Origin of the sequence: Rhodoblastus sp. (assembly GCF_019449565.1) — a bacterium.
Taxonomy (GTDB): domain Bacteria; phylum Pseudomonadota; class Alphaproteobacteria; order Rhizobiales; family Beijerinckiaceae; genus Rhodoblastus.
In genome coordinates this window covers 294609-312625 of the sequence record NZ_JAGRPM010000038.1, presented here as the reverse complement: position 1 = coordinate 312625, position 18017 = coordinate 294609, and the positions used below count along the sequence as shown (strand labels likewise).

Annotated in this window: 12 protein-coding genes; 3 read left to right on the top strand and 9 right to left on the bottom strand. The window is 64.8% G+C overall.

Annotated elements, in window-relative coordinates:
* Positions 1-31 precede the first annotated feature (31 nt).
* Complete coding sequence (locus QZ409_RS10070; protein ID WP_296710181.1) at positions 32-2260, bottom strand: PBP1A family penicillin-binding protein; 2229 nt, start codon at positions 2258-2260, stop codon at positions 32-34.
* A 174-nt stretch (positions 2261-2434) separates the two neighbouring features.
* Between QZ409_RS10070 and QZ409_RS10065 the strand changes: the two genes are divergently transcribed.
* Positions 2435-2983 (top strand): YcgN family cysteine cluster protein, encoded by a 549-nt coding sequence (locus QZ409_RS10065; protein ID WP_296710179.1) that lies wholly within the window; start codon positions 2435-2437, stop codon positions 2981-2983.
* A gap of 236 nt (positions 2984-3219) precedes the next feature.
* On the opposite strand, the gene QZ409_RS10060 is transcribed toward QZ409_RS10065, so the two are convergent.
* Positions 3220-3888, bottom strand: a complete 669-nt coding sequence (locus QZ409_RS10060) for a hypothetical protein (protein WP_296710177.1) — start codon at positions 3886-3888, stop codon at positions 3220-3222.
* A gap of 267 nt (positions 3889-4155) precedes the next feature.
* A complete protein-coding gene (locus tag QZ409_RS10055; protein WP_296710175.1) occupies positions 4156-5541 on the bottom strand; it encodes a M20/M25/M40 family metallo-hydrolase in 1386 nt (461 codons plus the stop codon).
* Positions 5542-5618: 77 nt separating this feature from the next.
* Here QZ409_RS10055 and QZ409_RS10050 point away from each other — a divergent pair, with 77 nt between their 5' ends.
* Positions 5619-5876 (top strand): 4a-hydroxytetrahydrobiopterin dehydratase, encoded by a 258-nt coding sequence (locus QZ409_RS10050; RefSeq protein ID WP_296710173.1) that lies wholly within the window; start codon positions 5619-5621, stop codon positions 5874-5876.
* Here QZ409_RS10050 and QZ409_RS10045 read toward each other — a convergent pair whose 3' ends face one another.
* A complete protein-coding gene (locus tag QZ409_RS10045) occupies positions 5877-8306 on the bottom strand; it encodes a PAS domain-containing sensor histidine kinase (RefSeq protein WP_296710170.1) in 2430 nt (809 codons plus the stop codon).
* Positions 8307-8696: 390 nt separating this feature from the next.
* The gene (gene pepN / locus QZ409_RS10040; RefSeq protein ID WP_296710166.1) at positions 8697-11357 is read right to left on the bottom strand and encodes an aminopeptidase N; all 2661 of its coding nucleotides are present in this window, start codon (positions 11355-11357) and stop codon (positions 8697-8699) included.
* A 187-nt stretch (positions 11358-11544) separates the two neighbouring features.
* Here pepN and QZ409_RS10035 point away from each other — a divergent pair, with 187 nt between their 5' ends.
* Complete coding sequence (locus QZ409_RS10035; protein WP_296710164.1) at positions 11545-12138, top strand: TIGR00730 family Rossman fold protein; 594 nt, start codon at positions 11545-11547, stop codon at positions 12136-12138.
* A gap of 3 nt (positions 12139-12141) precedes the next feature.
* Here QZ409_RS10035 and QZ409_RS10030 read toward each other — a convergent pair whose 3' ends face one another.
* From QZ409_RS10030 to QZ409_RS10015, 4 genes are all read right to left on the bottom strand, one after another.
* Positions 12142-12984 (bottom strand): hypothetical protein, encoded by an 843-nt coding sequence (locus tag QZ409_RS10030; RefSeq protein WP_296710163.1) that lies wholly within the window; start codon positions 12982-12984, stop codon positions 12142-12144.
* A 183-nt stretch (positions 12985-13167) separates the two neighbouring features.
* Positions 13168-13836, bottom strand: coding sequence for a hypothetical protein (locus QZ409_RS10025; RefSeq protein ID WP_296710161.1), 669 nt, complete (start codon positions 13834-13836; stop codon positions 13168-13170).
* 388 nt (positions 13837-14224) lie between these two features.
* The gene (mdoH, locus tag QZ409_RS10020; protein ID WP_296710159.1) at positions 14225-16408 is read right to left on the bottom strand and encodes a glucans biosynthesis glucosyltransferase MdoH; all 2184 of its coding nucleotides are present in this window, start codon (positions 16406-16408) and stop codon (positions 14225-14227) included.
* Positions 16396-17925 (bottom strand): glucan biosynthesis protein D, encoded by a 1530-nt coding sequence (locus QZ409_RS10015; RefSeq protein WP_296710155.1) that lies wholly within the window; start codon positions 17923-17925, stop codon positions 16396-16398. The genes mdoH and QZ409_RS10015 overlap by 13 nt, the downstream gene beginning before the upstream one ends.
* Between the last annotated feature and the right edge of the window lie 92 nt (positions 17926-18017).

Here is an 18017-nt window from a genome sequence, read left to right as displayed (position 1 = left end):
CGAAAGACACGGCCGCAGCCGTCGGCCGATTCTAGCGCAGGTCCACGATCGCGCCCCGGCGCCGCGCGAAAGTTTCGGCGGGATCGGCGGCGGCGTAGCGCGATGGACGCAGCAGGTCGAGCGCGCCGTGCTTTTCGGCGGTCGCCTTCATCAGGTTCTCGATCGAGCCGAGCGCTTCCGATGATTTCTTCGATAATTGCTCGCGGACCTTGAGCGTCTGCGCGCCCGCATTATTGGTCAGCTGCACGACCGGTCCCTGTTCGGCGATGAGGGTCGAGCCGGGCAGGGGCTTCAGATCGACGCCGCTATGGGCGAATTGCATGATGTCGTGCCAGGTCGCGGCGGGCAGGGTGCCGCCGGTCATCTTCTCCATCGGCTGGTCGTCGTCATTGCCATACCAGACGATGCCGACGAAATTGCCGGTATAGCCGCAGAACCAGGCGTCCTTATATTCATTGGTCGTGCCGGTCTTGCCCGCGACCTTGACGCCGTCCAGTATCGCGCGGCGGCCCGTGCCCTGTTCGACCACCTGCGTCATCATGAAGACGAGATCGTTGATGTTGCGCGGGTCGATCACCTGCTGCGGCTGTTCGCCGTCGCGGTCATGGGTGTAGATCAGCTCGCCGCGGCTGTTGGCGATCTCCAGCGCGGCATAGGGCTTGATGCGCTTGCCGCCATTGGCGAAGGCCGCATAGCCGGTGGCCTGGTCCATCGGGCTGACTTCGTCGGCGCCCAGCGGCAGCGATTGCGTGTCGGGCAGGGGCGCGGTGAGGCCCAGGCGCCGCGCGGTGGCGATGATGCGGGCGCGGCCCTTCTTGGCGTCGCCGTCCCCAATCGCAATGGAAAGGCGCACGGCGACCGTGTTCAGCGAATGGGCCAGCGCGTTCCACATCGGCATTGAGCCGGCATAAGAGCCTTTGTAATTCTTCGGGCACCAGTTGCCGAGGCAGATCGGCGCGTCCACTACCGTCGTCTGCGGCGTGAATTTTCCGCTCATGAGGGCGGTCAGATAGACATAGGGCTTGAAGGACGAGCCGGGCTGGCGCTGGGCGTCCGTGGCGCGGTTGAACTGGCTGACGCCGTAATCGCGGCCGCCGACCAGCGCCCGCACGGCGCCGAGCGGTTCGAGCACGATGGTCGCGCCTTGTTTGGCGTGGAAGGCCGGCCCGCTCTCGCGCAGCATTTCGTCGATGGTGGTCTCGGCCTTTTTCTGCAAGCTCGAATCGAGCGCCGTGCGCACGGTGAAGACGCGGTCCGGCCCGAGCTTGCCGGATTCGGACAGCGCCTTGATCTCGTTGAAGGCCCAGTCGAGATACCAGTCGGGCGTGCTGGCCTCGGCGCTGCGATCGACCGGCGAGGCCGGGTTGCGCTGCGCGTCCGCGATCTGGTTCTCGCGGAGATAGCCGGCGACGACCATATTGTTGAGCACGTCGAGCGCGCGGGCTCGGGCGGCAGGCAGGTTGACATGCGGCGCGAATTTGGTCGGCGCCTTGAACAGGCCTGCGAGCATGGCCGCCTGCGCCAGCGACACATCCTTGACCGAGCGGCCGAAATAGAATTGCGACGCCGCCTGAATGCCAAAGGTGCCGCCGCCCATATAGGCGCGGTCGAGATAGAGTTGCAGGATCTGCTTCTTGCTGAGATGCGATTCCAGCCAGAACGCCAGGAAGGCCTCGTTGATTTTGCGCGTGAGCGTGCGCTCATTGGACAAAAAGAGGTTCTTGGCCAATTGTTGGGTGAGCGTGGAGCCGCCCTGCACGACGCCCGAGGAGCGGGCGTTGACGGTGAGGGCGCGGCCGAGGCCGATGGGATCGACGCCCCAATGATCATAGAAGCGGCGGTCTTCCGTCGAGAGAACGGCTTGCACGACATAATCGGGATATTGGTCGAGCGTCACGGCGTCGTCGTGGAGAATGCCGCGCCGTCCGACCTCCTTGCCGAAGCGGTCCTGGAAGGTCACGGCGAGGTCGGTCTTCTTCAGCCAGTCGCCCGAGGCGGTGAGGCGGAAGGCCGGCTGCGCCAGCACCACAAGGATCAGCCCGCCGAACACGCCAAGCGTAAGGCCCTCGCAGGCCAGCTCCACCGCGACGCGGCTCGCGCCGCGCACATGGAACCGCTCCATGAAGCTCGAGAAATTCCGCCACAGTCCGGCTGTATCCGTGCTCAGCGTGAAGAACGCGCTGTCGATCCACGAATCGAAGCCGAGCAGCGCATTGCGCAGCGCGCGGAACCATCTGGCTTGGTTGAAGTCATAGGCCAAGGTTGCGGCGCTCCATCCGGTCTTTGCTGCGGCGCTTCGCGCTTCGTGGGTCCGTTGTCGCGGCGCCGGCCTTGACAGGCGGCGCGCGCCGACGCCTTTAACATTGTCTTAACGCTATCAACCTTCAAGCGCAAAACATGCGCCATCCCGATTTGCCCCATTTTGAACCGGACCATGACGCAGACGAAGAAGCCCAGGAAGCCCGAGTGTGAAAGCGACGCCAGAAAACCCTTCTGGCGGGACCGCGCGCTGAGCGAGTTTTCCAAGGCGGAATGGGAAAGCCTGTGCGATGGCTGCGGCCGCTGCTGTCTGGTGAAGCTTGAGGACGAGGATAGCGGCGAAATTCATTTTACCGATGTCGGTTGCCGCCTACTCGATCCCGCGACTGCGCGCTGTTCCGATTATGGACACCGCTCGCGGCGGGTGAAGGATTGCATCCGCCTGACGCCGGACAGCGCGGCATCGCTGCGCTGGCTGCCGCCGACATGCGCCTATCGGCTGGTCGCCCATGGCAAGGACCTGCCCGAGTGGCACCCGCTGGTCAGCGGGCGGCGCGAGAGCGTGGTGGAGGCCGGGATTTCTGTGCTTGGCCGCGTTCATGCGCTGGAGGATGAATTGTCGGTGGACGAGATGATCGACCGGATCGTCGCATGGCCCGCCAAGGTTCCCAAAGCGGCCAAAGGCGCCAAGCCGGCCAAGCCGCGCGGGAAAGCGAAACCTTAACAGGAGCTTGCCTGTTAAGCTTTGCTTAAGGCCTGAAACGGGATTTGGCGATCAGGACGGGAATGAGACCTGAACGAATCGCTGGTTTGGGGATATTTCTGATTTGTTCCCGGCGTAAAGGATTGCTTTCCGCCCCTTCCGAGACAGGCGCCCCAAATCGGGAAGGGCGGAATTTTGCGCGAACAGAACAGGCGCGAATCGGCTTCAGTGTGGCCGTCCCGCTTTGTTCCAGCCGGTCAGCTTCGCGTGGCGAGCCAGATCATGTGGCGTGCGCCGCGCGAGCGGCCCGCGCGCACCGGGCGCTCCTCGACCTCGAAGCCGGCCTTGCGCAGTCGTCGGGTGAAATTTTCGTCCGGCCCGGAAGACCAGTAAGCCACGACGCCGCCGGGTTTGAGCGCGGTGCGGGCGGCGGCGAGGCCGGGGCCGTTATACAGGCGGTCATTGGCGCTTGAAGTGAGCCCGTCGGGGCCATTATCCACGTCGAGCAGGATGGCGTCATAGACGCCGGCGCGCGCGCCGATGATGTCGCCAACGTCGCCCTCAAGAATTTTCACGCGCGGATCGTCGAGGCAGCCGCCGAAGACCTCGGCCATTGGCCCGCGCGCCCAGGAGATGACGGCGGGGACGAGTTCCGCCACCTCGACTTGCGCGGCGCCGCCCAGCGACGCTAGCGCCGCGCGCAGGGTAAAGCCCATGCCAAGGCCGCCGATCAGGATTTTGGGCGCCGGATGCTGGGCGATCTTCGCGAGGCTCAAACTCGCCAGCGCCTCCTCGGAGCCGCTCAAGCGCGAATTCATCAGCTCATTGTCGCCGAGCATGATCGAAAATTCATTGCCCCGCCGCTTGAGCCGCAGCGCGCCGCCGCCCGGAATTGGCGCGGTGTCGAGGAGAATCCAGGGGAGCACGGGACGGCCTTTGCGCGGTGACGGTTAACAAATTTCGTTTCGCGCGGCCTCGGCGACGGCCCGAAACGGGAAAGAACGATCAGGACGCGAACGAAACAGGCGCGAATCAGCGTCGCGCCCGTGTTCCGGTTTTCTTCGCCTCATATCATTTCAAAAAATCCCTCGCATCAGCCAACAGGGCGGCGGAAGACGCCCGTCCTGCGATGGGCTATCGGGCGCAGTCGCACCTAACCACGCCCCACAGGCTCTCGACTGTGTGGCTTGGCATCAATCCGCCAGCGCGGTTAGAATCCGCGCCCAGCTGCGCGCGCCCTTCTGGAACGAGGACAGTTCATATTTCTCATTGGGCGAATGGATGCGGTCGTCATCGAGGCCGAAGCCGACCATCAGAGAATCCATTTTCAATTCGCGCTTGAACAGGCCGACGATCGGGATCGAACCGCCCGAGGCCGCCAGCACCGCCGGCTTGCCCCATTCGGCCTCAAGCGCGCGGCTGGCGCGCTGGAGCGCCTCGGAGCGGAAGGGCAGCGACAGCGCCGGGCTGGCGCCGTGACTGATGAATTCCGCCTCGCAATCCTCAGGCAGGCAGGAGCGCACATAGGCGCGGAAGGCTTCCAGAATCGCCTGCGGGTCCTGCTTGCCCACCAGACGGAAGGAGAATTTGGCGCTGGCCTGCGCTGGCAGCACCGTCTTGGAGCCCTGGCCGGTATAGCCGCCAACGATGCCATTGACGTCGCAGGTCGGTCGCGCCCAGATCTGCTCCAGCACGGAATAATTGCCCTCGCCGGCGGGAACGGACAACCCGACCTCGCCCAGAAAGGCTTTTTCGTCGAAATTGAGCGCCGCCCATTGCTGCTTGATGTCCGGCGGCAGTTCGGGGACGCCCTCGTAAAAATCCGGCAGGGTGATGCGGCCGTTCTCGTCATGCAGGCCGGCGATGATCCGCGACAGCACATGGATCGGATTGACGGCCGGGCCGCCGAACATGCCGGAATGAAGGTCGCGGCTGGCGGCCTTGACGACGACTTCCTCCAACGCCAGCCCCCGCAGCATGCAGGTGATGAGCGGGGTGTCGCGATCCCACATATTGGTGTCGCACACCAGCATCAGATCGGCCTTCAGCTCCTTGCCATTGGCGGCGAGGAAGGCGGGCAGGGAGGTCGAGCCGGATTCCTCCTCGCCCTCGAACAGGATCGTGACATGGCAAGGCAGGCCGCCATTGGCGCGCAGGGCGCGGCAGGCTTCGAGGAAGGTCATCAGCTGGCCCTTGTCGTCGGCGGCGCCGCGCGCGACGATCTGCCTGCGGCTTGGGGCGGCTTCGACGAGATCGGGCGCGAAGGGGTTCGCGCGCCACAGCTCCAGCGGATCGACCGGCTGCACGTCGTAATGGCCATAGAACAGCACATTGGGCGCGTCGGGACGCGCCGCCTTGGCCTTGGCGACCACCATGGGATGGCCGGCGGTCGGCCGCGACGAAGCCTCGAATCCCAGTTCCCTCAACTGCCCAACCAGCCAGTCGGCAGCCGCCGCGCAGTCCGGGGCGAAGGCGGGATCGGTCGAGATGGATTTGAAGCGCAACAGCGCGAACAGCCGCTCCAGCGCGCCCTCGCGGTCGGCGTCGAGCGCGGTGAGGGCTTTATCGAGATTGGACATGACGGCTCCTGCCTGAATCGGATTATAAATTATCAGCGCAGGGCGAGCGCGTCACGCCTCGCATGGGAGAGCAGGATATGGTCACGATTCCCGATGGCTGGAGCGGCGACGACAAAAGGATCGCCAAGGTCTTCAAATTCTTCGCCTTCGCCGAGGCTTTGGCCTTCATGGTCGAAGTGGGGCTCTATTGCGAGCGGGTCGACCACCATCCGGAATGGAAGAACATCTACAACCGGGTCTGGGTCGAGCTGACGACTCATGACGCCGGGCGCGTCACCGAGCAGGACTTCGCGCTGGCCGCCCATATGGACGCGGTGTTTTCGCGCGGGCGCTGATCATTCCGCCGCGCTGATGGCGGCGATGCGGTTGCGCGCCTGCTCGCGCGGTCCCGGCAAGTGGATGCAGACTTTCGCGCCTTCTCCCGGCGCGGAATCGATCCGCAATTCGCCGCCGTGCAGTTCGACCAGCGAATGGGCGATCGACAGGCCGAGGCCCGGGCCCTTCATGCCGTCCTGCATGAGCGGAGACCGCTGTTCGAAGGGTCGGCAGACGCGGGTCAGCTCCTCCTCGTTCATGCCGCAGCCGCTATCCTCCACGATAATGTCATGGGCCGCGCCCTGGCGTATCGCGCGCACGGCGATGCGGCCACCCTCCGGCGTGAATTTCAGGGCGTTCTTCATCAGGATGTCGACGACATGGCGCAACAGGTCGGGATCGGCGACGACACGGCTGTCGGCGGGGGCGTCGAAGGATATCTCCACCTGTTTCGCCGCCGCCGGGGCACGGTGGGCGTCCACCGCCTCGGCCAGCGTCGGGGCGAGGTCAATCTCGCGAGCCTGAAGGGCGATCTGGCCGGCGTCGAGCCGCGACATTTCCAGCACGTCGCTGATCACGCCATGCAAATATTGGCCCGACTGGCGAATGTGATTGGCGTATTGCACATAGCGCTCATTGCCGATCTCGCCGAAATATTGCTGCTCCATCACTTCCGCGAAGCCGATGATATGAGTGAGCGGCGTGCGCAGCTCATGGCTCATATTGGCGAGGAAATCGGATTTGGCGCGATTGGCGCCTTCGGCCTCGGCCTTCTGCTCGAGGTAACGCTCGGCGAGTTCGGCGAGCTGCTGCGCCTGAAATTCGAGCGTCTGGCGGGATTTGCGCAGGTCCGCCACGGTCGCCATCAGACGGCGCTCGCTATCGAGCAATTGCTGCTCATGCTGTTTCAGCGCGGAAATATCGGTGCCGACCGACACATAGCCGCCGTCCTTGGTGCGGCGCTCGTTGATTTGGAGCCAGCGTCCGTCGGCGAGGCGCGCTTCGTAGACGCGGCCTGCGCCCTCGTTCGGCAAAGCTTCGGCCTGTTCGGCGAAGCTCTGCGACTGCGCCATGGCCGTGGCATAGGGCGTGCCGGGAGCGATGCATTCGGCGGGCAGGCCGTGGAGGCGCTGGAACTTGGCGTTGCACAGAACAAGGTGGTTCTGCGAATCCCAGAGCACGAAGGCTTCGGAAATGGTCTCCACCGCGTCGCGCAGGCGCAGGTCGGCGGCGGCGCTGCGTTCGGCCAGCCTGACCTGCTCGGAAATGTCGACGGCGATGCCGACCAGATGCGGCGTGCGTTCGCGGCCTTCGTGGATGACCTGGGCGCGCGCCCGGATCCAGATCCATTCGCCCCGGGAATCGCGAATGCGGAAGGCGTGATCGATGGCGTTGGCGCGCCGCGCGGTCAATTGCTCAGCGATCTGGCCGAGGTCGCCGTCGTCGGGGTGGATCAGTTTCTTGACGTCGCCGAAAGACAGGAATTCGCCCGCGCGCTCCATGGCGAGCATGTCATACATGGAATCCGACCAATAGATGCGGCCATTGGCGAGATCCCAGTCCCACAGCCCGCAACGGCCGCGATCGAGCGCGGCGTCGATGCGGTTGCGGATGCGCGCGCGGTCGGATTCGGCGTCGATGGCGCGGCTGGCCTGGGCGAAATAGGCGAAGGCGACGATGCCCATCACGGCGGAGGTGACGATGAGAAGAATGGCGGAGCGCCAGGCGGCGGAGCGCCATTCGGAAAGGGCGCTGTCGACCGGCTGGATGATCGCAAGCTGGCCATAGGGCGCGTCGAGATTGCGGACGGTCGCGAGCGCCTCGGTTCCGTTCGACAGGGCGATTTGCATCGGCCCCGCCTTTTCGGCGAAGACGGTCAGGGGTTGCGCCGTCCCGAGATGTCCGGACAGCGAGTTCGCGCGGATCGCGCCCGGCGGCAAGGCGGCGACGATCTGGCCCTCGGGATCGGTGACGGCGATAATCCGTCCGCGGGTCAGGAAGCGGCCGAGGGCGGATTCCAGGATCATGGCGGCCGGCGCGCCGGGCGGCGCGTGGCGCGTTGCGACATTGAGGTCTTCCGCCGCGAGGCGGCCGACCATTTCCATCTCGGCGAGCGCTTCCGGCACCACCTTGTCATAGCTTTGCAGGGCGACCTGCGCCGCGATGCCGAACAGGGTGAGGAGAAACAGCACGATCATCGCCGGCACGGCGCTGTGCAACAGGGGCTCGAGGCGTTCTTTCGGCGTGAGCGCCGCCATCGGGGCATGTTCTCCCTGCGGGGCTTGGAAATGGTCGCCCTGCGGGGCCTGAGCCGGGCGCGCCGTGGGAAAAAGATGCGTCACAGCGGCGCCCTGCGGAAGGCTGGACGCCGCGGTCGATTTCCAGATGGGTTCAGGCGGGCTCGATGCATCAAGACAAAATGAGGCATCGGCGGCGTTCGCACGCGCCATGACTCGCTCCCACAAAGGTGAAAATTGACGATCCGGAGCTTTAAAGCGACGCCTCCGAATCAGTTCCATTCGAATCCGAAGGCGGCTTTTTGTCCAGCCTAAATTTTCGTTAATGAAAGCAAAATTTGGTCGAATTTCGTTGCGGCGCAAAACGCGGCGGCGTAAGGCGCGGAGCGCCTAGCAGAGGGCGTGGCGGTAGAAAAAATTATTATAAAACAACAGGAAGCATGGAAAATGGGGGTCGCCGGCGCGCGGCGCCTCATTGTCGCCTCGGGTTCGGGCGGCCTTACGGAAACAGGGCGAAAATGGAGCGAAAACAAGGCGAAGCCGCCCTTTCGGCATGGGCCTTGAGGGCGGCTTCGGAGGCTTGCGCGAGGCTTGATTCCGGCGTCAGGCGAGCGAGCGCGCGACGATGTCGCGCAGGTCCGGCGATAGCGCGCCATGCGCCGCGACGAGCTCCAGCGCCTCCCGGGCGAGGCCGCTGCGGCCGGCTTCGAGATTGCGCCAGGAGCGGAACGCCGAGAGCAGGCGCGCGGCCACCTGCGGATTGACCTCGTCGAGCTTCAGCACGGTTTCCGCGACGAAGCGGTAGCCGGCGCCGTCGGCGGCGTTGAAGCCGGTCGGGTTGCCGGTGGCGAAAGCGCCGATCAAGGCGCGCACGCGATTGGGATTGGTCAGGCTGAAGGCGTGGTTATGCATCAGCCGCTTGACGCGGGCCAGCGTTTCGGGCTCGGGGATCATCGCCTGCAGCGAGAACCATTTGTCGACGATGAGCGGTTCGTCGGCGTGGGAGCGGAAGAAGGAATCCAGCGCACGCTCGCGCTGCTGCGTGGCGTGGGCCGAAAGGACCGCAAGCGCGGCCATCTGGTCGGTCATATTGGCGCCGGCCTGGAACTGGCGCATGGCGATCTCGGAGCCGTCTGCCGCATTGCCGGCCGCATAGAGATCGAGGCAGGCGTTGCGCAGGGCGCGGCGGCCGGCGCTGGCGGCGTCGGGCGAATAAGGCGCATCGGAGGCGAGGCGGTTGTAGACGGTGAGCAGGCGCTCGCCGAGCAGCTTGCCGATGTCGGAGCGCAAGGCGCGGCGGGCCAGGAAGATGGCGTCGGGATCGACGTCGGAGCCAATGTCGCGGGCGATATCGCCCTCGCTCGGCAGCGCGGCCATTTGCGCGGCGAAGGCCGGATCGGAATCGCCGCCCTCGATCGCAGCGCCGAGCGCTTCCGCAAATGGGGGGTTGAAGTCGGGCAGTTCGCCGGCGCGGATCAGCTGCGTCGAGCGGATCAGCAGCCGCGTGGCGAGGGTCTGGGCCGCCTGCCAGCGATTGAAGGGGTCGCTGTCATGGGCCATCATCAGCAGCAGGTCGTCCTCGTCGAGATCGACATCGAGGATCACCGGCGCGGAGAAGCGGCGGACGAGGGAGGGGACGGGCTTGCTGGGCACGTCCTTGAAGACGATGCGGCGCTGCGCGTCGGCCAGTTCGAAAATGCCATAGGTCGCCTCACGGGCGCTCAAGGGATCGTCCTGGACCAGCGCGATTTCCTGGCCGTCGCGGCCGATCAGGCCAAGCCGGATCGGCATCAGCAGCGGCTTTTTCTCGGGCTGGCCGGGGGTGGGCGGCGTCGCCTGCGACAGGTCGAGGGTATAGGTCTTCGCCTCGGCGTCATAGGAGCCGCGCGCGGTGAGCTTCGGCGTGCCCGCCTGCTGGTACCATTGGAAGAACTGGGTGAGGTCGCGCCCCGCGCTTTCGGCGAAGCAGGACAGGAAATCCTCCACAGTGGCGGCCTTGCCATCGAAGCGCTCGAAATAAAGCGCCATGCCATTGTGATAGGCCTCGTGGCCGATCAGGCAGCGCAGCATGCGGATGATCTCGGCGCCCTTCTCATAGACGGTCGCCGTGTAGAAATTGTTGATTTCGCTGTAGGTATCCGGGCGCACATTATGGGCCAGCGGGCCGGCGTCCTCGGGATATTGCGCGGCGCGCAGCGTCCGGACGCTGGCGATGCGGCCGACCGCGCGCGACCGCTGGTCGGCGGTGAATTCCTGGTCGCGATAGACAGTCAGACCTTCCTTGAGACAAAGCTGGAACCAGTCGCGGCAAGTAATGCGGTTGCCGGTCCAGTTGTGGAAATATTCATGCGCGACGACGGTCTCGATGCCCGCGTAATCATGGTCGGTCGCGGTTTCCTGGATGGCCAGGATATATTTGTCGTTGAAGATGTTGAGGCCTTTGTTCTCCATCGCGCCCATGTTGAAATCCGGCACGGCGACAATGTTGAACACGTCGAGGTCATATTCGCGGCCATAGACGAATTCGTCCCAGCGCATGGCGTGGATCAGACTCTCCATCGCGTAATGGGCGCGATGTTCCTTGCCCTTTTCGACATGGATGGCGAGCTTCACATTGCGCCCCGAGGCGGTGGTGAATTCGTCCTCGATGGAGCCGAGATCGCCGCCGACGAGGGCGAAGAGATAGCTCGGCTTGGGATGGGGGTCATGCCAGATGGCGTAATGGCGGCCGTTGCCCGTCTCGCCGCTCTCGACCGGATTGCCGTTGGAGAGCAGCACCGGGGCCTCGCGCTCGTCGGCCTCGATGCGCACGGTGAAGACGCTCATCACATCGGGGCGGTCGAGATAATAGGCGATGCGGCGGAAGCCCTCGGCCTCGCATTGCGTGCAATAGGCCGAGCCGGAGCGGTAGAGCCCTTCCAGCCGCGTGTTGGCGGAGGGGTCGAGCAGGGTTTCGACTTCCAGCGTAAAGGGCCGCGCGGGAGGGTTGGCGATGGTCAGGCGATCGGGCGTCGCGACTTCGGCAAGGTCCAGGGCCTCATTGTCGAGCAAGGCGCGGTAGGGCTTCAGGTCGCCGCCGTCGAGCACGAGCGGCGCGCCAGCGACGCCGGCGGGATTGGGGCGCAGGCTGAGGCGCGAGATGACCCGGGTGGCGATCGGATTGAGGCTGATGTCGAGATGGACCGAATCAATCAGGTAATCGGTCGGGCGGTAGTCCGCGAGACGGACCGGCTGGGCGTGTGCGGCTTCAGGCTTGGCGGACATGACGCCTCTTTAAGGTTTGCGGGGGACGGCTCGGACGCGAAGGATTCTGCGATTCCGTGGGGAATGGCTGTTGCGCCTTATTTATGTCCGCTTGGCCAAAATCGCCATGCGACAAAAGAGATTATCCGCGCGCGGCTTGACCCGTTCCGGGCGGCGGGACAGAAAGGGGCGACGATTGGGGCGATCGATGCGCGGAATTCGGAAAATCTGTGTCTATTGCGGTTCATCCATGGGCGCCGACCCCGCTTTTATCGCGGCGGCGCGGGATTTCGGCCGCATTCTCGCGGAAAACGACATCGGCCTGGTTTATGGCGGCGGCGATCTTGGCCTGATGGGCGCCGTCGCCCACGCCGTGCTCAGCGCGGGCGGCCATGTCACCGGGATCATCCCGCGTTTCCTGCAAAAGCGCGAGAATATGCTCGAAAGCGTGCAGGACCTGCTGGTGGTCGAGGACATGCATGAGCGCAAGCGGCTGATGTTCGAAAAGGCCGACGCCTTTGTCGCGCTTCCAGGCGGAATTGGCACGCTGGAGGAACTGGTCGAGCAATTGACCTGGGTGCAGTTGCAACGCCATGACAAGCCAGTGCTGATCGCCGATATCGCCGGATTCTGGCGCCCGTTGCTGTCGCTGCTCGACCATATGCGCGAACTGGGCTTCATCCGGGCGAATAGCGAGGCGCGCTATCTGGTCCGCGACAGGGTCGAGGACATCCTGCCCGCACTGCAAGCGGCCTTTGCCGAGGCGCTGGCGCCGGGCGCGGCCTTGCGCCCGGAATTTTGAAGATCAATCGTCCCAGTTGTAATCGGGGCCGATATAGCCGCGGTCGGTCATCACGACCCAGCTCTGGCCGCGCCTTTCGATCCGCTCCACCATGGCGCCGCCGGGCAGGATGTCGCCGGGCTCGACTTCCTCGATCCGGCCGCCGCCTTCGACCAGAGCGCGGCCGGGGCCGATATCGCGCAGAACGAAGTTGCGATAGGGCGCCGGACGGGCCGCCGGCGCCGACGCCTGTATTTGGGCCGGACGGGGCAGGGGCTTGGGGATTGAGGCGGTCGTCGTCTTGTCGATATTGCGTTCAGCCGCCTTTTCGGCCGCTTTTTCCGCAGCCTGGCTCTGGATTTTCTCGATCTTGGCCTGCAATTGCGAAGCCGCCGACGCGGCGTCGGCCTTTTCCTCGGCAAGGCCCTTTTGCAGCGTGGCGATGGTCGATTCGGCCGCGCGAGATTTCTGCGCCTGGGCCTCCAACTTGCTTTTCAGCGTTTCGACATGGACGCGAAGGGCGGCGAGCTCCCGGCGTTGCGCCTGGGCGGCCGTGAGGGCCTCCGCCGCCTTGATCTCCGCCGGATCCGGCGCGGGCGGGCCGAAATAGCCGCCGATCTTGTCCGACGCAGCCCAGCCCAAGCCCAAGGTCAGCAGCAGCGCCCCGGCGGACGCGGAGTAGCGGCGCCATTTGGGGCGTTTCGGCGGAACCGGCCGGAATTCGATTTCCGGCGCTTGGTCCCAGGATGCGTCCCAAGCAGCGTCACGGGACGCGTCCCAAGCGGCTTCACGGGAAGCGTCCCAGTTCGGCTCAGTCTGCCGCCGGGTTTGCGGCACGGGGTGCGACGGGGGAATCAGGTCGTTCATCGGAGGCTCCGCGCGGGTTGGCGCAACCCGCTGTTCCAGAGCCGTCATTTTCTATTGTTCGCCTTAACCCACGATTAACGACGCCGCGATTTTCGCAAGGCGCGTTGCCGATTCGCCTCACTCCGCCATGGCGGCTGACCGGGGGCGGGCTCCGCGAGGGTTCTCCGGCGGCTTTCGCGCTTTCTATTCGATGGTGTGACCGGGGATTGGGGCAAGGGCGGAAGCCCGGCTTTTCTCGATGGCCTCGCGCTGGTTCCTGTGACGTTTCAGGGTTTTGACGAAATCCGTGGCTTGGGCGGCGACGATGGGGGAAAAGAACGCGCTGGCGCTGACCAAACCGACAACAATCGACAAAGCGTCGAGGCGCGCCAGGCCCAATGCGACGGTCGCGAGCGCCGCCGCGCCGCCGATCTGGCAAACCAGTTTCGACGCCCGGCCGAAACCGAACAGACGGCCGCCGATCTGGCCGGTGCAGCTGTGTTTTTCCTCGCGCGACAATCGCCGGCTGACACACGGGCAATCCGACAACAGCAGGCCATACATGACGCGCCCCGCAATCCAGGCGACGCCTTGCGCCGCGCCGCAATAGAATGCGCCCATCGCCAGGAGAGCGAGCCAGGCTGTTCGGCGGTCATGCGCAAGGGTCGAAGGCAGGAACGCCAGCGCGGGGAGGGCGACCAGAATGAAAATGATGGTCGGGATCTGTGCATGCCAGAAGCCCCAGCGGATTATCCTCTCCCGCTCGGAGTCGCTGACATAATAGCCATTTTCGCCGAGGCCGAATGGGAAAAATATTGATTCAGTTTTTCCCGAACGGAACCAATACGTATTTCTATTTAAGCTTCGCATCATTTTGCTCTCCATTCGCTGGATTGCAATTTGATATTCTTGTTATTTTGTCCGTGGTTCGGCGTCGAGCCGGGCGGACATGACGAAGTCGTTCGCGATGCATGCCGAGTCGCAACGCCCGTCGGCGTCAAGGATACATGCGTTGCGTTTACGACAGGCTTCGACGCTCACGAGCAAACGTCGGACGCTCTTGAAGACTTGGAAAGCGGGGCGTTCGCTTCTTTCAGGAGCGCCCGCGTAAGGTTCATTCCCAGTTTCGGCAGTTTAATCTTTTAGTCTAGGTTGTCAGCCGTGAAGCGAGCGAAAGCTCTCACTTTCTTGTGAGTTTCGAGACCACGCTCACGCTCTCCGGCAGGACCCTCAACAAACCCGGGCGCCCCGCCGGAAAGGCTCACTCCGCGACGGCGGCGCCCGAGGCGGGCAGTCGCGTCAGAAGGGCGATCAGGGCGCGGTCCTGGATCAGCGCCATGCGCTCCTTGCGGTGTAGCCAGTTCACGGCGTCGTCTATGGTGCGGGCGTCGCTGAGCTTGGCCACCGCCATGGCTCGTTCCGGCGTGATGTCGCCCCGGGCGCGATGGGGCGCCGGCGGCAGGAAAGCCTGGTGCAGGGCGCAGAATTTCGGGTCGTCGTGGAGGGCGCGCAGCCCGTCGGCGTGGTCGTGGCCATCGGCGGCGAGCGCTTCCGAAAGCGCGTTGGCGCGCGAGGCGATCGGCGGCGGGTTCTTTTCTTCCGGCGTCACCAGCAGCCCGACGCGGCGCAAGGCCAGTCCGATGGATTTCTGACCGCTGGCCCAGGAGAGGAAAATGGCGAGGATCAGGCCGGCGATGGTCGGCGACATCCAGGCGGCCAGCGAAGGCGAGATCAGAAGCGCCGCGACGAGCGAGATGAAGCCCAGCAGCACATGGTCGCGGTGGCGGCGCATGATGGCCTTGAAGGGCACCGAGCCGTCGTCGCGCCGCTGCGGCTCCCAGCCGGTGTCGAAGCCGAAGATGATGTGCATGACATGTCCGGCATGGACCATCATCATGATCGGCGCGAGCAAGGCCGACATCAGCACTTCGAACAGGGTCGAGAAGATGAGGCCGAACACGCCGCCGGAGGCCCGGCGCGTCGGGCTGTCGAACAAGGCGACGATCAGGCCGAACAATTTTGGCGCCAGCAGCACCGCCATTGTGACGATGAACAGCTCCAGCGACCTTTCGGCGTCGAATCGCGGCCAAGTCGGGAAAAGCGTGAAATCCTTGGAGAAATATTCCGGGCGGATATAGCTCGCTTGCAGCACGAGCAGAATGCCGACCAGCAGCTGGGCCAGCCAGAGCGGCGAGGCGACATAGCCCATGATGCCAGTGGCGAAATGCTGGCGCGTGGGCCAGACCAGCCCCTTGGCCGGAAGCACGCTGATGTGCTGGAGATTGCCCTGGCACCAGCGGCGGTCGCGTGCGGCCACGTCAATCAGCGAAGGCGGGCTTTCCTCGAAGGAGCCGCCCAGCGAGGGCAGCATGTAGACCGAATATCCGGCGCGACGGATCAGCGCCGCCTCGACGAAATCATGGCTCATGATATGGCCGCCGAAGGGCGGCTTGCCCTTGAGATGGGGCAGGCCGCAATGGGCGGCGAAGGCGGCGGTGCGGATGATCGCGTTGTGGCCCCAGTAATTGCCGTCGCGGCCCATCCAGCAGGACAGGCCGTCGGCGATGACCGGGCCGTAAATGCGCGCCGCGAATTGCTGCACGCGGGCGAAAAGCGTGTTGCGGTTGATGATCAGCGGCAGGGTCTGGATGATGCCGGCGTCTGGGTCGGCCTCCATTGCGGCGGCGAGCGAGACGATCGCGTGGCCGGTCATCAGGCTGTCGGCGTCGAGCACGACCATCTGTTCATAGGCGCCGCCCCAGCGGGCGACGAAATCGCCGACATTGCCGGCCTTGCGCGCCGTGTTCTTGGCGCGATGGCGGTAATAGACCCGCGCCTGCGGCCCGAGCTTGCCGCGCAGGGCGAGCAGGGCGCGCTCCTCGGCGATCCAGACGTCGGGATCTGTGGTGTCGGAAAGGAAGAACCAGTCGAAACACGCGCCAAGGCCGGTGGCCTCGACATCCTCGTAAATGGCCTGGAGCGCGCCGAACACCCGCGAGGGCGTTTCATTATAGATCGGCATGACCACGGCGGTGCGGGTCGAGAGCTTTTCTGGCTGGGCTGGCGGCTTGGGGCGGACGAACAGCAAGTGCAGGAAGCCGACCACGGAGGCGGCGAAGGACAGGGCGATCCAGGAGAAATTGGCCAGGAACAGGACCAGCAGCACCCATTTCAGGAAGGTGATGCCCCCCACGTCGATGACGCGGTACATTTCATAGGCGCCCCAGCCGGTCAGGGCGAGGCCGCCGCCGAAGGTGATGAAGCGCGACAGCCAGGGCGAGGAAAACTTGTTGACGAATTTGCGCCGCTCGGTCGCCGGATCGAAGCGCGACAGCTTCTGCTCCGGCATGTTGAGGCGCGATTCCTCCGGCATGGCGGGCGCGAAGGGCCCCGCCGGCGGGGCGTTCGACGCGTGGGCGGGGGCGGTTTCGGTTACAGCGTCCATCTATAAAGCCAGGTCTCGGAAAGGGGCGCGCCCTGGGATTCAAGGGTCAGGCGCATTTCGCAAGCGTTTTCGCTCGCGACGTCAATGTCGAACTGGACATAGCAACTCTTGCGCTCGGGCGCCGGATAGGTGCGAAGGCTGGCGATCTTCCCTGGGAAAATGCTCAGATTGGCTTTCACATCCGCCATGCGCGCGAAATCGCCGAGAGCATCGCCCCGGAATTCGACCAGAAAACGGCGTTGCTTGGCCGCGCCGCCGCGACCGCCGCGCGAGCCCGTCACGGCGGCGGCCGGCGGACGCGACGGGGGCGACCAGCACCAGAACTGGCGATAGGCGAAATCTGCCTGCTGTCCCTTGGCGAGCGGCGTCTTCGATCGCCAGAAGGCGATCATGTTCTGCGCGTTCTCGTTATCCGAGGGGATTTCGACCAGTTCGACCGAGCCGGGGCCCCAGTCGCCGATCGGCTCGACCCAGAGGGAGGGCCGGCGCTCCCAATGTTGAATGAGGTCGTAGAAATCATCGAATTCGCGGTTGCGCTGGAGGAAGCCGAAGCCCTTGGGGTTGCTGTCCACGAATTCCGAAATCTGGAGATTGTTGCGGTTCGAGACAGGACGCCAGACCCATTCGCCCGCGCCGGTCAGCATCTGGAGGCCGGTGCATTCGGCCGCCGCGTCGCGCACATCGTCGTCGCCGCGCCGGTCGAGCGGGCTGAAAAGGCTGGTCGCGCTCATGGTCGCCAGGCCGAAATTATCGAGCGCGGCGCGCGGAAACAGCGAACATTCGACGTCGATGATGGTGGCGTCGCCGGGGTGGATCGTGAAGCGATAGGCGCCGGAGACGCTTTCCGAATCGAGCAGTGCGTTGATGGTCAGGGCGTTGGCCGCGCGGCTGGACTTCTCGATCCAGACCGTGCGGAAGAAGGGAAATTCCTCGCCGCGCGCGTCGCCGGTGCGGATCGAGAGGCCGCGCGAGGTGACGCCGAGGTTCTGGCCGCGCGCCGCCGAGCGGAAGAAGCTCGCGCCCTGGAAAATGGCCAATTCCTGCAACTCGCCGCGATCGTCGCGCCGCAGCACGCGGAACCCGGAAAAGTCGAGCTTCGTTGGCGGGGCGGGGAGGTTGACGCCGCCGAAGACGAATTTCGAGGCGTCGTAATTCAACCGCCGCGACAGGCCGCCCTCGACGAGGTTGATCTGCATCGGGTTTGTGAAGATGAAGCCGCGATGCAGCGGTTCGATGACGAAGCCGCTTGAATCGTCGGACCAGATCAAGCCTTCCGGCTTCGCGCGGATAGCGACATAGCCTTCATAGGTGAGGCTGGTCAGGGCGCCGGGCAGGTCGAGATTGGGCGCGGCGAAGGGCTTCGCGGCCAGCGCGCGCGCCATGTCGACCACCGCCGGGCCGGAGAAGGGCATCGCCTCGGCGGGCTGTTCCTGGGCGAATGCGGAAGGCAATGTGTTGGCGGCGGCAAGGGCGGCGGCGCTTCCCGCCAGTTGTAACACTTCCCTTCGCTTCAACATGGGAGAGGCAGTCCGTTCCGATGGTCTTGTTATTCTTGGCGCGAAAGCCGCTCCTGCCAAGGGCCGGCGACCGCAAAAAGTCTCATACAAAT

What these genes read in the sequence shown, in the direction of transcription:
- QZ409_RS10025 (WP_296710161.1), bottom strand. Translation starts at nt 13,836, where the DNA reads ATGATGCGAAGCTTAAATAGAAATACGTATTGGTTCCGTTCGGGAAAA.
- QZ409_RS10015 (WP_296710155.1), bottom strand. Translation starts at nt 17,925, where the DNA reads ATGTTGAAGCGAAGGGAAGTGTTACAACTGGCGGGAAGCGCCGCCGCC.
- QZ409_RS10065 (WP_296710179.1), top strand. Translation starts at nt 2,435, where the DNA reads ATGACGCAGACGAAGAAGCCCAGGAAGCCCGAGTGTGAAAGCGACGCC.
- mdoH (WP_296710159.1), bottom strand. Translation starts at nt 16,408, where the DNA reads ATGGACGCTGTAACCGAAACCGCCCCCGCCCACGCGTCGAACGCCCCG.
- pepN (WP_296710166.1), bottom strand. Translation starts at nt 11,357, where the DNA reads ATGTCCGCCAAGCCTGAAGCCGCACACGCCCAGCCGGTCCGTCTCGCG.
- QZ409_RS10050 (WP_296710173.1), top strand. Translation starts at nt 5,619, where the DNA reads ATGGTCACGATTCCCGATGGCTGGAGCGGCGACGACAAAAGGATCGCC.
- QZ409_RS10055 (WP_296710175.1), bottom strand. Translation starts at nt 5,541, where the DNA reads ATGTCCAATCTCGATAAAGCCCTCACCGCGCTCGACGCCGACCGCGAG.
- QZ409_RS10035 (WP_296710164.1), top strand. Translation starts at nt 11,545, where the DNA reads ATGCGCGGAATTCGGAAAATCTGTGTCTATTGCGGTTCATCCATGGGC.
- QZ409_RS10030 (WP_296710163.1), bottom strand. Translation starts at nt 12,984, where the DNA reads ATGAACGACCTGATTCCCCCGTCGCACCCCGTGCCGCAAACCCGGCGG.
- QZ409_RS10045 (WP_296710170.1), bottom strand. Translation starts at nt 8,306, where the DNA reads ATGGCGCGTGCGAACGCCGCCGATGCCTCATTTTGTCTTGATGCATCG.